Here is a 14,675-nt window from a genome sequence, read left to right as displayed (position 1 = left end):
ATTACTACCCCCTTACAATTGTCATTAATACTATTGACGTAATAGCCATTAATTTTATCAGTATATTAATCGAAGGTCCTGAAGTATCTTTGTATGGATCTCCTACTGTATCTCCAACCACTGTTGCCTTATGTGCAAAGGAACCTTTACCTCCAAAATGTCCCTCTTCAACAAATTTTTTTGCATTATCCCAAGCTCCACCAGAATTAGCCATGAATATTGCCAACATAACTCCTGAAACTGTAGCACCAATCAACAATCCACCAACACCTATTGGACCAAAAAGAAAATATAGTAATGTTGGTGAGAGAATAGCTAATACTGCAGGTAGCACCATTCTCTTTAATGCACCTTTAGTTGCAATTTGTATACATTTTTGATAATCTGGTGTAGATTCACCACTTAATATTCCTGGAATTTCTTTTATTTGACGCCTAATTTCTTCTACCATATCATCTGCAGCATCACCAACAGCATGCATAGTTAGTGCCGAAAAGAAGAATGGCAACATTCCACCAATTAAAGCACCTAAAAATAGATATGGATTACTCAAATCTACTGAACTAACATTTGATATTGAGCTAAAGTTGGCAAATAACGCAAGTGCAGTAAGTGCTGCTGAACCAATTGCAAATCCTTTACCCATAGCTGCAGTTGTATTACCAACAGCATCAAGAGAATCTGTAATCTCCCTGACTTTTGGATCCAACCCCGCCATTTGTGCTATTCCACCTGCATTATCCGCAATTGGCCCGTAAGCATCTACAGATAAGCTTATACCTAAAGTAGAAAGCATGCCAACACCTGAAAGTGCAACACCAAAAAGCCCTAAAATTTTATATGATAGTACAACTGCAAGTGCTATTAACAAAGTTATAATAAATGTTGACTCCATTCCGAGTGCAGTTCCACTAATTATTACATTTGCAGGCCCCATAGTTGATGTTCTTGCAAGATTTTCAACTTTTTTTCCTGAAGTGTACCACTCAGTTATCAAACCTATTAATAATCCAACAAAAACTCCAAAAAAGACTACGTAAAAGATATTTAACCAATTTACTAAATAACTATATACAAATGTTGCTGTAAGTGCTAAAACGCCAGCAAAAATTGTCCCAAACCTTAAAGTTTTAGCAGGATCAGCAGATTTTTTTGCCCTCAATAAAGTTGTAACTATTCCAACAAGTGAAGATAATAAACCAAAAATTACAACAAACACAACTGAAATAAAGCCTTTCTCTCCAAAAAATAAACTTCCAAGAACAATTGCAGAAAAAATAGATCCTACATATGACTCATACAAGTCAGCACCCATTCCAGCAACATCACCAACGTTATCTCCAACATTATCAGCTATAACTGCTGGATTTCTAGGATCATCTTCTGGAAGATTCGCTTCAGTTTTTCCAACAATATCTGCTCCAACATCAGCGGCTTTAGTATAAATTCCACCACCAACTCTTGCAAACAGTGCAACAAATGATGCACCTAACGAATAATAACTTATTAATTCAATATCTTTTGTAACATAATATGTCAAAGCAAGTCCTAAAATCCCAAGTGTGGATACGGTTAATCCCATAACAGCTCCGCCAGAAAATGAAACACTTAAAGCTTCTCCCAAGCTTTTTGTTGCTGCCCAAGCAGTTCTTGCATTTGCTCTTGTAGCAATAGCCATTCCAAAATAACCTGCCAAAACGGAAAAGGCTGAACCTATAAGTAGAGCAATACTTGCCTTAATACTTACTATAAAATAGAAAAATATAGCTAGAGCAAAAATAACTGGAAAAAACACTTTGTATTCTTGCAGTAGGAAGGACTTTGCACCCCTTTGAATAATCTCTGATAGCTGAGTTGTCCTCTCATTTCCTGAGGATTTTTCCAAGATTTTAAATGCAAGAATCAAAATAAAAACAACTGAAATTGCTCCAGTTATCAAAAAATAAGCCAAAATCTCACCCCTTTAGATAAAGTTGAGGGCCTCAAAGCCCTCAAATTTAATTTATTTTTTATTCACTTTTTTATCCATCTTATCACAATTGGACTTGCTATATATAGGGATGAATACGTTCCAACTATAGTACCGATTGTCATACCGAACGCAAACGGTTTTATACTATTTCCAGAGAACAACAATAGTATAAATATTACTATGAAAGTTGTCAAGGATGTATTAATAGTTCTCTTAATAACTTGATTAATACTATTATTTACTAATGTTTCAATAGTACTACCACGTGACCTTCTTAAATTTTCCCTGATTCTATCGTAAACAACTATAGTATCGTTCAAAGAATAACCTATTAATGTTAAAATAGCTGCCACTGCTGCAACATTTAATTCATAGTTAAAGAATGAATAAAATCCCAAAGTTATTACAACATCATGTATCAATGCAACTACAGCACCTACACCAAAGACAAACTGGAACCTTAAAGTTATGTAAATTAAAAGTGCAAGTAATGTAAATACAATTGCTTTCCAAGTAAGATTCTTAATCTCTTGCGCTGCATAACCACTTGTTTCGTTAAATCCAATTACCTCTGCTGTAAAATTATTATTCTTAAATGCTTCAACTATTTTTTTGCTAAGTACAGATTTTTCTTCTCCAGTATAAACTTTTAATTCTCCATTTTCATCTTTTGGTGAAACTACAATTGAAAACTTAGAAATTCCTTTTGGATCATCAACACTTTTTATTTGGGTAATTCTGGCATTTTCAAACTCAGGTGCCAGGTCCTTTATTAATTGTCTAACATCTGATTCACTAACTTCTGCATTTACTTTTAAAATTATTTCCGAACCACCTAAAAATTCAACACCAAAGTTAAAACCTTTAGTAAAAATACTTATCAGAGATGCCACTACTAAAATTAGTGAAATTACTATAAATATTTTTCTTTTTCCAACGAAATCAATCATGCCCTGGCACCTCCCTTGCTAGCACCTTTAACTTTAATTGCTCCAGAGAATAATTCAAGGAAAAATCTTGAAACAACAAGGTTAACAAACAAACTACCGAGAACACCAATAATTAAAGTTATAGCAAATCCTTTCACTGTTCCTGTACCAAAATAATACAAGAACAAACCAGCTATAATTGTAGTTAAATTAGCATCAAACAAGGTTATAAATGATTTTGAAAATGCAGTTGAAATTGCCGCTTTTACAGAACTTCCTCTTCTGATCTCTTCCTTAATTCTTTCATAAATAATTATATTTCCATCGACAGTAGTACCAATTGTCAAAATGATACCTGCAATTCCAGGTAATGTAAGTATTGAACCAGTTGCAGCTAAAATTCCAAGTAATAAGAAAGTATTATATAAAAGTGCAATATCAGCTACAATTCCCATTACTCCATAGAATATTATCATGTAGATTAAAACTAATATAATTCCAATTATACCTGCCTTGAGAGAAGCTGAAACAATATCTGCTCCTAAAAGAGGTGCAACCCATCCAGATGAAACCTTTTCAAGTCTTGCTGGCAACGCACCACTTTTTAATATAGCAGCAAGTTGTTTTGCTTCATCAAGTGTAAAATTACCTTTAATTAAAGCACTTCCATCTGTAATTTTTGCAGTAACAAACCCAGCAAATTGCACTCTATCATCCAAAACTATCGCAAGTCTTTTTTTCAAAGCTTGCTGGTATGCTACACCACCTTGATTAATTAAGTCTTCTGGAACATATAATTTTTCCGTAATTCTTTTAAAAACGTCTGCATACTGCTTATCCAATTTAAATGTTACAACATAACCTGCAACATTATTTCTATCAACCTGTGGAATTGCTTCTACTATTTTTGGAGAAACAAGTTTCAAATTGGAAATATTTGCTATTTCCTTTTTTACCAAGTACCAAGTTTTACCCTCTCTATCAAGTAGCCATTCTGCCTTTTCCCTTTTTGCTTCATTTATAAGATTTGGATCAATATTTGGATCTGATGTTGTAGAATCAATAACTTGACCAAACCAAAGAAGTCCTGTAGAACCTATCAATTGTTCTGCACGGGCTGTATCAGTAGCTCCAGGAATTTCTACAATTATAAATGTATTTTCCTCACGAAATGTTTGTTTTACAACCGCTTCTGTATAGTTTGCCATATCAAGTCTGTTTCTTAAAACGGTCCAAACATCTTCTGCCACTTGTGAAGGATTCTCAACTGATTTATCAATATCTACTTTATATTCAATTCTGGCTCCACCACTTATGTCAAGTCCAAGTTTTATTCTACTGAAAAGACTTGCAAGTCCCTTGTATCCTTCACTTGTTGGCCAGAGCAGCGAAAGAAAAGCAAGTGCGATAACGATTAGTGTAATAATTCCCCTAACTTTGTTATCTTTCATCTCATTACCTCCCCTGGCTTATTCTTTATTGTCTTCTTGACTAGATTTAGAATTTTCTTCTGTTTTATCTTTATTTTTCAAAACTTTTGAAATATATACTTTTGCTACTTCAAGTTCGGTAGTATTACTTGTCTTTATTTTCAAAGTATCTTTTCTTACATCGATAACTTTTCCAACAATACCACCAGAGGTTATAATTGTATCTCCTCTCTTAATTTCAGAAATCATCTTTTTAAATTCTTTTTCACGCTTTCTTTGTGGTAGAATTACCAAAAAATACATCATTACAAAAAAGATCAATAAAAGAAACAACATTTGAAATAATCCACCTGCAGCACTTGGAGCAGCAGCTGTTGCACCACCCGTACTTGCTGATGGATCAGGGACACCTGAATAAACAATATTTGCCATAAAAACACCTCCTGTATTTTAAAAATTCATTTTTTCTGCTGATTTTACAACATGTTCCATTAATAATGCAGTAGTTATCCTACCAACACCTCCTGGGACAGGTGTAACTTTTGCAATTTCAGATACTTCTTCCTTCACATCTCCTACTATTTTCCCATCAACTACATTTATTCCAACATCGATAACAATTGAGTCAGCTTTTACCATTTCTTTGGTTACAAGTCCTGCTTTTCCAGCAGCCGCAACAATAATATCAGCATTTCTCGTAATTTCTGCAAGATTTTTTGTCTTTGTATGACATACCGTCACTGTTGCACTTCTATCTCTTCTTAAAAGCATAGTTGCTAGAGGTTTTCCAACAGTTGTACTTCTTCCAATAATTACAACGTTTTTCCCCGCGATTTCTGTAACATTTTCTAAAATCTTTACTACGGCTTCAGCAGTACATGGAGCAAAAAACTCATTTCCATACATTAACATTCCAAGATTATACGGATGTCTTCCTTCAATATCTTTTTCAGGAGAGAGATTTTCAAAAACCAACATTTCATCTAATTCGGGTAAAGGATGAGTAACAAAAATCCCATTAATACTTTTATCTTCAGATAATTTCCTCAATTTTTCTAACACTTCACTTGAATTAGAAGCCTCAAAAATTTCATAATCTAGCCCAAATCTTTTTGCCGCTTTCTCTTGACTTTTTAAATAACTTATTGTTGAAGGATCTGGCTTATAAGTTACTGCAACCAATTTTGGTACTTTTTTTAACTTAGACATGCGGTCTATGATTAAATTTTTAATTTCAGAATATAATGGCTTAACATCAATTAACAATTTGCTCATCCCCCTTGAGTACTGTTTTAAAATTTATTTATTGGTTTAAGACCATGCTTATATAAAATACCACAGGTTTCAAACATACCATATTTTGTAAGGATCAAACTTATACCGTTTAATTCTGCTATTTTTATAGTCTCTGGCATTATCTCTCTATTTCTGACAATAATTACCGCTGGTATTCCTACAACACTTGCAGTTCTTACGCATTGAGGGCTTGCAAGCCCTGTTACAAGCAATGAACCTTCCTCACCAAATGCCAACACATCACTCATTAAATCAGATGCAGCAACTTTTTCAACTTCAATATTTTCTATTCCATTATCAACAATTACCTTAGCATTTAAAAGATTTATAATCTCTTTTAATTTCATTATTCCCCCCCTTTTAGCAAATCACCTTTATACGCAAACTTTAAAAATGCTTCAAAAGTCCAAGGACATTTTTCTCTAAAAATATTTGCAATATTCAACGCATATTGCTGTATTTCCCACTGAGCATGAGAATCCGCTCTAAGATTTAAAAAGTTCATCAAGCTTCTTGCATTAACGGTCCAATAAAATTGTGTATACGAAGACATTGGAAGAACAATCCTTGCCATTTCTCTTGCTACACCCATTTCTAAAAGCTCTTTATACACTTTATATGAATTTTCTATCGAAGATTCTATTAAATCTAAAGCCTTTTGTTTTAACTGTTCATCATCAACTCTTATAGCTTTTTGTTTATCTTCAACTACGTTTTTTCTTACATGATCCGGGATATAAAATTCATCCTTAAGCTCTGTATACCTTAAGCTTGCTTCATTAAAAGATCCAATCCTATGCCTAAACCATTGCCTTGCTACAAAAATAGGCGCTTTTACATGAAATGTAAAAACTATGTGCTCAAATGGTGTTTCATGACCATGCTCCATAAGATAAAATATAAGATTTCTATCTTTTTCAGGTGTCTTTATACCTTTTCCATAAGAAACACGAGCAGCTTTAACAGCTGCATAATCATCTCCCATCATATCCACAAGCCTTAAAAATCCCTTATCTAGTATCTTGTATTCCAAAAAGAGGCACCTCCATTTTGCTAATTATTTTTTTATACCTTTCTTCATCTATCATACCACTTTTATACCATTCTTCAAGTTGAGTTATACTTAATAATTCCATAACAGGTTTATAAGTCAATCTATGCAAGGGAGTCAACCCATGCTCTTTAATTAATTTTAAATGAAGTTGCGTTGGATAGCCTTTATGTTTCTCTAGCTTATAACTTGAAAACTTTTTTGCATATGAAACAATTATCCTATCTCTAACAACTTTAGCTAATATTGATGCAGCAGAAATTTCCTTTACTAATGAATCGCCTTTCACAATACATTTAAAAGGAAAATTCAAATTTAAATTTTTTCCATCAACAAATGCTATATCAAAATCTACCTTTTTCTTTAATTTTTCTAAAGCCCTATTCATAGCAATTTCTGTAGCATGCAAAATATTAAATTTATCAATCTCATCAGCAGTTGCAATAGAAATTGCAAAATAGCTTTTTTTAATTATTTCCAAAAACAACTTCTCACGTTTTCTGCTTGTAAGTTTTTTAGAATCATCTAGTCCATCAATTTCTTCATTTAAAACTACTGCAGCTGCTACAACAGGGCCAAACAATGGACCTCTTCCTGCCTCATCAACACCTGCAACTACCATCATTGAATCATCCCATAAACTTTATTAATATATTCAAAGAATTCTTTAGAATTATTCCCTGTTATTACAAACAACCAATTTCCTTTCCACCATGTAATAACATTAAGGTCTTCAAACTTTGTTTGCAAATAACCTCTATCAAATAAACTAAATTTAAAATAATTAATTTTCAGAATACTTCCAAATGTCTTTATCAATCTATTCCAGTCATTTTTAGTAAGCTTTTCATCTTCATATTTAAATACGTAAAACATTCCATCAAAGTTTTTAAATACTCCATACATTCCTCTATTTAGCTGCACACCATACAAAGAATTTATCTCTCCTGCCTCTACCAACGGATATTCAAAGCTATCTAATAAACTAATTGCACTCTTTAATGAAAAACTAACAGGCAAAGAAGGTGTTTTAATTATTAAAGTACAGCTAAATGCTATTAATAGCACCAAAACTATTGCTACTAAAAGTTTTCCCATTAAACTCCCTCCCCAATAAAACCAAAGAACTCAGCTGCCTTTTCTATTATATCACGCCTCATTGCAAGGTCTGCATGATCTGCACCATAAAATATAAAATTAATATCACTATCCTGAGTTGCGCTAAAAACTGGAACCATTCCGTCATTTTCTAAAAAAATTGAATTCTCAGGATAAATATTATCCACAATATACTTTAAAAAATATAGTCCTGTAAAATATATCGGATTTGATTTTAAAATATCATCAATAGTCTCAACACTAACCTCTAATCTTCCAACAAAATTTACTCTTTTTATATAATCAGGAATAGGAGGAAATTTTTTACCAAAAATTAAATATTTATAATTTGGGGCTAAAATATAACCATTAAAAAAATTCGCAAGTAAAAGCGCTCTCTTTATAAGCTCTACTTTTGGTGTTGTGAAAAAATTCAAAATACTAGTCTTTAAAAATATTAATTGTGCTAGTGGACTTCCAATATGCGGTGTACCTGCAAAAATTACCTTTTTTACCTTCCTTGAAAACTCTTTATCTTGAAGAGCATATCTTAGTAAAATCCCACCCATGCTGTGTGCATAAACATAAATTTCTTTAAAAGAATCTGTCAATTCAATCAGCTTTTTAGAACTATATTGTAAATCTACCGAAAGGGACGGATAAAGAAAAAAATATATACCAACATCATCTGGCATTATTTCTTTAAAAGTATCAATCATACTTTTTTTGTAAAATCCCAACTTCTCATCTACCTCTTTGGGAGCTATCCCATGAATCAAAATAAGCTTTTTTCTACCTTCTCTAACGGTAATCAATTCAGGTTCAAATGGAAAATAATCTTTAACTTCCACCTCATCATATTCAAAAAACGGTTTAATTTTTATGCCTAAACTTCTAAAAACCACAACCCCGCTCATTTTATAACTATATAACGGAATAGATAAGAGCACTGTTGAAACCGCTAGTAAAAATAAGACTAATATAAATCTTTTCAATCAACAACCTCCTCAAAATATTTAGCAATTTTTTCAAACGTTTTAACTATATCATCATATATGATAATGTCTGCATAATCATCTAACGGTGTCTTATCTTTATTTATTATCGTTAAAGTTTTATTTTGTTTTTTAGCATAAATTGGCAAATACGCAGCAGGATAAACTTGAAGTGAGCTTCCAACTACAATTAAAGTGCTTGAATTATCAATCAAAGAGTAAGATTCTTCTAAATATCTTACACTTTCTGAAAAAAATACAATATCTGGCCTTATTAATCCCCCACACTCACAAATATAACCATCAAAAATGTTTTTTGATTGTTTTCCACATTTTGTACAATAAAATCTTGTAGCATTCCCATGGAGTTCCAATACATTTTTCGAGCCTGCTTTGTAATGAAGATTATCAATATTTTGAGTTATAATACCATTTATATATCCATTTTTTTCAAGCTTTGCAAGAAACATATGAGCAAAATTTGGTCTTGCATCATACATTTTTGGAAACTCTTTGTATACAAAACTATAAAAAGCAGAAGGATTTTCAAAGAAAAATTGAAGATCAAAAATTTTCTCTCCATATTTTTGATAGAGTCCATCTTCACTTCTAAAATCTGGTATTCCGCTCTTGGTACTAATACCAGCTCCTGTCAAAACTACAATATTACCATTTTTTATTATCCTTATTAATTCTTTTAACATAATAAAAACTCCCTACTAAAAAAATAAATATATATATTGAAAAATTTCTAAAAAATACCGCAAAAAGGACTGAAGCTAACAATATAATAACTTTTAAAAGATTCCACTTTTGAATTTTCACTATAGAATATAAAACACCAAGAACCAGACCTATTATAGATGCATAAACTCCCTCAAAAAAACCATGTAATTGGGCTGAATATTTCCCAATTATACTTCCTGCTAATATAATTATTGACACAGGAGGAATTAATACACCTAAAACAGAAAGCAATATTCCACTAAATCCAATTACTTGCTCGCCTATTAATATAGCTAAATTTATAGCTATTGGCCCTGGCATTGATTGTGCAAAAGATAAAATTTCTGCAAATTTTTCCTCATCGATATACTTGGAAAATTTTCTTTTTAAAACTGGAACCATAGCATAACCACCTCCCAAAGTAAAAAGGGAGGTTATGAAGAATTTTCCAAACAATTCAAAACTTTTTTTAAAACAATTCTTCTTCATTTTCTTGTTCTAACCTCTCTAAAAACTCCATATATTTTTTATCTATTTCCTCTTTCTCCTTTTTAAAATTTATAAGCTTTTTTCTTGCAACTGCAAGCAAATCAACTGCTTTTCCATACAACTTTATTGCAACTTCAATATCAACATCATTTTTATGAAAATAATTCTTTACAATCTCTATTTTTTCAACTAATTCATTAAAATCTAATTTTTCCATATCTTCAATTTCTAAAGAGAGTATGTCCTCCATAAAGCTCCTCCTTTTTTATTTTTTTCTCTGTTACAACCTTAGTTTTTACTTTTCCGTCCTTCAAAAATAAATCTAATTTATCTCCTATTTTCATCTGTCTAATACTTTTCACAAAATGTCCACTTTTCATAACCAATGCCCCACCAAATAAAAGTGGTGCAAATTCTTCTCGTTTTAAAAGCTCTTGAAATGTTTCATTAAGCATTGTTTCTTTATTTGAAAGTAAAATTGATATATCTCTTTCAAGTATTTTTTCAAAATTTTCAACACTATCTTTTTTGGATTTCAACTTATTTTCGAGAGAATTAGATATAAACCTTAAAAAATCTTCAGATAATCTCTGAGATGAATCATTTATTTTGTAACTAACAAAATTTTCAATCTTTTCATAAGTTTCATCCAGATCTTTTACTATCTTTATAAAATCACTTCCTATAACTTTCTTCATATAATCTATCAAACCTAATTCTACTGTTCTTTCATAGACTTTAAAAACATTAGAAAGTAAAATTCTTAAGTCATTATAACTATCATCTAATTTTTTTACATTATCTTCTATTTGCTTTGATATAGCTCTTGCAACTTCTGTCGGAGTAGCAAATCTCTTCCAGGCAACATAATCCGGGATTGTAAAATCTCTTTCATGCCCTATACCCGACAAAATAGGGCAATACTCATTAAATTTTGCAATCTCTATTCCAAGTGACAAATCATCAAAATACATCAGATCACTTCTTGCACCACCACCACGAGCAATGACAACAACATCATAGTCTATATTCGATTTTCTTATACGATTAAGCGCTAAAATGATACCGGAGGCAGTTTGTGCCCCTTGCATAGGTGATTCATAAAGATGCACAATAGGACGGTACAAATAATGAACTGTCAAGTTTTTTAAAAAATCTTCGTAACCAGCTGCACTTTTAGATGTTATAATGGCAATCTTTTTTATCGGTGGCAATTCAGAAAGATCATGCTTTTCTTTCATTAATAAATTCCTAACCTCAAGCTCTTTCAATATTTCTTTTCTTCTTTTTTCAATCTCAGATTCTCCCATCGGAGCTATTGTATCTGCATAGAAGGTAAAACTCATTCTATCTCTGAAAAAAGAAAGTCTTCCTTGGAAAATCCACTTTTTCCCAACAAGCTCCTTAACATTAGAAATTTTTATAACTTCCAAAATTTTTGGCGCAAGATATCTAGGTACATACACTGTAATTTCAATATTTCTTGTTCCATTCTTTGCAGTATAAGGTTGTGAAACATCAATATACAATCCTGTAGAATGGTTATTGGCTCTAACGACATCAGCATAAAACCTAAATGTTTCACTTGTAAGACCCGTCATTTCTATTTTTTTTGTAACATATTCATTTAATTCTATAAGATCTTTAAACTCCTTTACCCCTGCCATTATTCCCACTCTTTTCCATAATAAACATCTACTTTTAAAGGAACATCTAGCTTGACTGCATTTTCCATTTCATTTCTTACTATATCTTTTACAATCTCTAGTTCATTATCGGGTACTTCAAAAACTAACTCATCATGAACCTGCAATATCATTTTTGAACGTAGATTTTCCTTCTTCAATCTATTATGAATATTAATCATAGCTATCTTTATTATATCAGCTGCTGTTCCTTGAATCGGAGTATTTACAGCTATTCTTTCTCCTTCTTGAACTCTATTACCATTTTTCGATTTTAACTGTGGAATATATCTGCGCCTTCCAAAAAGCGTTGTAACATAACCTTTTTTCTTTGCTTGATCCTTCATTTTTTTTAAATACTCAAAAACTCCTTTATAGTATCTAAAATAGTTATCTATTATTTTTTTTGTCTCTGAAACATTAAGACCAATTCTCTTTGAAAGACCATACGGTGAAACTCCATAAATAATTGCAAAATTTACCATCTTTCCAACTCTTCTCATTTGTTCACTAACAAACATCTCTGAAACACCAAATATATTGGCAGCAGTAATTGTATGAATATCTAAATTATCTTTAAATGCTTTAAGTAGATTTTCATCTTTACTTACATGCGCTAAAACCCTAAGTTCTATCTGAGAATAATCAGCACCTAAAATCCACCAATCTTGTCTTTGAGGTCTTACTGCTTTTCTTATTTCTTTTCCCTCTTCGCTTCTTGTTGGAAGATTTTGCAAATTTGGATTTGAACTACTTAATCTTCCAGTAGAAGTTCCTGTTTGATGAAAAGTAGTATGGACCCTGTTTGTTTTTCGATTAATAGATAACGGTATTGAATCAATATATGTACTTTTTAATTTTTGATACTTTCGATACTCCAGCAACAATTTTGCAATTTCATGTTCTTTTGAAAGTTCTTCTAAAACTTCCGCATTAGTTGAAAACTTACCAGTCGCTGTTTTTTTGTAAGGAGCAATATTCAATTTTTCAAACAATATATATGCTACTTGAGCTGAAGAATTTAAATTGAACGTTTCACCAGCTATCTCAAAAACTTTTTCTTTAATTTCATCCATTTTTTCTTGATATTTTTTTGATAATTCTTTTAAATAGTCCGCATCAAAATACACTCCATTTAGTTCCATTTCTGAAAGAACATCTATTAAGGGCATCTCAATTTCGTAAAACAACTTTTCCATCTCATTTTCATATATCTTCCTACCAAGCTTTCTAAATATTCTGTATGTCACATCCGCATCTTCGCAAGAATACTCCACGGCCTTTTCTAGTGGGACATATGAAAAGTCATTTCCAAACAATGGTACATTTTCATTTACTAATTCATCAAACGAGATCATTTTATAACCCAAATATTTTAAGGATAACTCTTCAAGATTAAAACGTTTTTCATCTGGATTTAAAAGATAGGCTGCAATCATCGTATCAAAATGTGGAATATTTGGAGAAATTCCCATGCTTTTAAATATTTCATAGTCAAATTTTAAATTCTGACCAACGATATTATAATCTTTCTCTTGCAAAATTTGTTTTAGAAATTTATCTATTAAACTTTTAGAAATATTCTTAGCTCCAAAATGAGATACTGGAATATAATACGCCTTACCTTCCATTGTGGAAATAGAGACCCCGACTAGTTTAGCTTCAAATGGATCAAGTGAAGTTGTTTCCGTATCTATTGAAAAAGTTTTGTATTTTTCTATCTCTTCTGCAAGTTTTTTCAATTTATCTTCATTATCTACTAGTATATATTTTTTTTCTAATTTTTCTTGTAAATTTAACTCTTTAATTATAGATGAAAATTCATACTTTTTTAATACCTTTAAAAGCTTATCGGGGTTATATCCTCTGTAAATTATTTCATCTTTTTCCACATCCACCGGTACATCATATATCAACTCCACAAGTTCTACACTTTTCTGCAAATCTTCCTTTGAATTTTCCAAAAGCCTTCTTAATTTTTCCGTTAAAAGGTTAATATTTTTTAATACATTTTCTAAACTATTATATTTTTTCAAAAGAGAAACAGCTGTTTTCTTTCCTATTCCTTTAACCCCTGGAATATTATCAATCTGATCACCAACAAGGGATAAATAATCTTTGAATTGTTCTGGGTAGATCCCATATTTTTCAAGAACTTTATTTCTATCGTACAATACCAAATCTGTTATTCCTCTTTCAACTCTCCAAACAAAAACCTTATCAGAAACAAGTTGTAAAAGATCCTTATCTCCAGTTATTATGTTTACCTTTTCAAAATCATTTTCAAATTTTTTAGAAAGCGTAGCAATAATGTCATCAGCTTCAAAGCCTTCTATTTTTAAAACTTTTATTCCAAGAGCCTCAACAAGCTCTTCTACATATGGAATTTGCTCTAAAAGTAAATCAGGCGTTGATGGCCTATTTGCTTTATATGTTTCAAGAATATCCTTTCTTTTTTTGCTACCACCTTTTGAATCTAAAACAAAAACACAAGCATCTTTTCCAATACTGATATGTTCTTTTAAAAATTTTATAAGCATTTTAGTAAGTCCGTATACAGCATTAGTGTGCAAACCAGATGAAGTTTGAAGAGATTGATCTATAGCATAAAATGCTCTGTATACTAATCCAGTTCCATCAAATAGAAACATCTTTCCCATTTTTTTGCATCTCCCTGATATCCTCAAGCAATTTAACAGCACGTCTTAAATGAGGAATTACTATTGAACCTCCAACTATCAATGCCACATTAAAAGTTTCAAAAAATTCTTCATCACTAACTCCAAGTTGCGCACACCTTATCATATGATAAGTAATACAATCATCACACCTTAAAACCATTGAAGCAACAAGTCCCATTAATTCCTTCGTTTTCTCGTCTAATGCACCCTTTTTGTAAACATTTCCATCTAAGTTAAAAAATCTCTTAGTATTTAAAGTCCCTTCTTCAAGAATTTTTTCATTCATTTTTTCTCTGAATTTTTTAAATTCTTCAAGATTCATA

At 31.4% G+C, this 14,675-nt stretch carries 16 protein-coding genes; all 16 read right to left on the bottom strand.

The window, feature by feature from the left end:
• Positions 1-4: 4 nt before the first annotated feature.
• Positions 5-1,951, bottom strand: coding sequence for a sodium-translocating pyrophosphatase (locus tag EO083_RS04665; protein ID WP_126993016.1), 1,947 nt, complete (start codon positions 1,949-1,951; stop codon positions 5-7).
• A 62-nt stretch (positions 1,952-2,013) separates the two neighbouring features.
• On the bottom strand, positions 2,014-2,922 hold the full coding sequence (secF, locus tag EO083_RS04660; RefSeq protein ID WP_126993015.1) for a protein translocase subunit SecF: 909 nt from the start codon (positions 2,920-2,922) through the stop codon (positions 2,014-2,016).
• Positions 2,919-4,352 carry a protein translocase subunit SecD gene (gene secD / locus EO083_RS04655; RefSeq protein ID WP_126993014.1) on the bottom strand — a complete coding sequence of 478 codons (1,434 nt, stop codon included), beginning with the start codon at positions 4,350-4,352 and terminating at the stop codon, positions 2,919-2,921. The genes secF and secD overlap by 4 nt, the downstream gene beginning before the upstream one ends.
• Before the next feature lie 18 nt (positions 4,353-4,370).
• Entirely contained in the window at positions 4,371-4,763 is a 393-nt protein-coding gene (yajC, locus tag EO083_RS04650; protein WP_126993013.1) for a preprotein translocase subunit YajC, read from the bottom strand.
• Positions 4,764-4,781: 18 nt separating this feature from the next.
• Positions 4,782-5,597, bottom strand: a complete 816-nt coding sequence (locus EO083_RS04645) for a bifunctional 5,10-methylenetetrahydrofolate dehydrogenase/5,10-methenyltetrahydrofolate cyclohydrolase (protein WP_126993039.1) — start codon at positions 5,595-5,597, stop codon at positions 4,782-4,784.
• A gap of 26 nt (positions 5,598-5,623) precedes the next feature.
• Positions 5,624-5,974: a DRTGG domain-containing protein gene (locus EO083_RS04640; RefSeq protein ID WP_004103723.1), complete on the bottom strand. Its 351-nt coding sequence runs from the start codon at positions 5,972-5,974 to the stop codon at positions 5,624-5,626.
• Positions 5,974-6,660 carry an FAD-dependent thymidylate synthase gene (gene thyX / locus EO083_RS04635; protein ID WP_126993012.1) on the bottom strand — a complete coding sequence of 229 codons (687 nt, stop codon included), beginning with the start codon at positions 6,658-6,660 and terminating at the stop codon, positions 5,974-5,976. The genes EO083_RS04640 and thyX overlap by 1 nt, the downstream gene beginning before the upstream one ends.
• Entirely contained in the window at positions 6,638-7,303 is a 666-nt protein-coding gene (gene rnhB / locus EO083_RS04630) for a ribonuclease HII (RefSeq protein ID WP_241229969.1), read from the bottom strand. The genes thyX and rnhB overlap by 23 nt, the downstream gene beginning before the upstream one ends.
• Positions 7,300-7,776, bottom strand: a complete 477-nt coding sequence (locus tag EO083_RS04625) for a DUF3242 domain-containing protein (protein WP_126993011.1) — start codon at positions 7,774-7,776, stop codon at positions 7,300-7,302. Before EO083_RS04625 ends, rnhB begins: the two co-directional genes overlap by 4 nt.
• Positions 7,776-8,771, bottom strand: coding sequence for a lipase family alpha/beta hydrolase (locus EO083_RS04620; protein WP_126993010.1), 996 nt, complete (start codon positions 8,769-8,771; stop codon positions 7,776-7,778). Before EO083_RS04620 ends, EO083_RS04625 begins: the two co-directional genes overlap by 1 nt.
• Entirely contained in the window at positions 8,768-9,475 is a 708-nt protein-coding gene (locus EO083_RS04615; RefSeq protein WP_126993009.1) for an NAD-dependent protein deacylase, read from the bottom strand. Before EO083_RS04615 ends, EO083_RS04620 begins: the two co-directional genes overlap by 4 nt.
• Positions 9,438-9,986, bottom strand: coding sequence for a chromate transporter (locus EO083_RS04610; protein WP_126993008.1), 549 nt, complete (start codon positions 9,984-9,986; stop codon positions 9,438-9,440). The genes EO083_RS04615 and EO083_RS04610 overlap by 38 nt, the downstream gene beginning before the upstream one ends.
• Positions 9,967-10,236, bottom strand: a complete 270-nt coding sequence (locus EO083_RS04605) for a hypothetical protein (protein WP_012579416.1) — start codon at positions 10,234-10,236, stop codon at positions 9,967-9,969. The genes EO083_RS04610 and EO083_RS04605 overlap by 20 nt, the downstream gene beginning before the upstream one ends.
• Complete coding sequence (locus EO083_RS04600; protein WP_126993007.1) at positions 10,208-11,653, bottom strand: exodeoxyribonuclease VII large subunit; 1,446 nt, start codon at positions 11,651-11,653, stop codon at positions 10,208-10,210. The genes EO083_RS04605 and EO083_RS04600 overlap by 29 nt, the downstream gene beginning before the upstream one ends.
• Entirely contained in the window at positions 11,653-14,331 is a 2,679-nt protein-coding gene (polA, locus tag EO083_RS04595; RefSeq protein WP_126993006.1) for a DNA polymerase I, read from the bottom strand. Before polA ends, EO083_RS04600 begins: the two co-directional genes overlap by 1 nt.
• A complete protein-coding gene (locus tag EO083_RS04590) occupies positions 14,309-14,674 on the bottom strand; it encodes a carboxymuconolactone decarboxylase family protein (protein ID WP_126993005.1) in 366 nt (121 codons plus the stop codon). The genes polA and EO083_RS04590 overlap by 23 nt, the downstream gene beginning before the upstream one ends.
• Between the last annotated feature and the right edge of the window lies 1 nt (position 14,675).

Source organism: Thermosipho globiformans (assembly GCF_003990895.1).
Lineage (GTDB): Bacteria > Thermotogota > Thermotogae > Thermotogales > Fervidobacteriaceae > Thermosipho > Thermosipho japonicus.
This window is presented reverse-complemented; position numbering and strand designations above follow the sequence as displayed.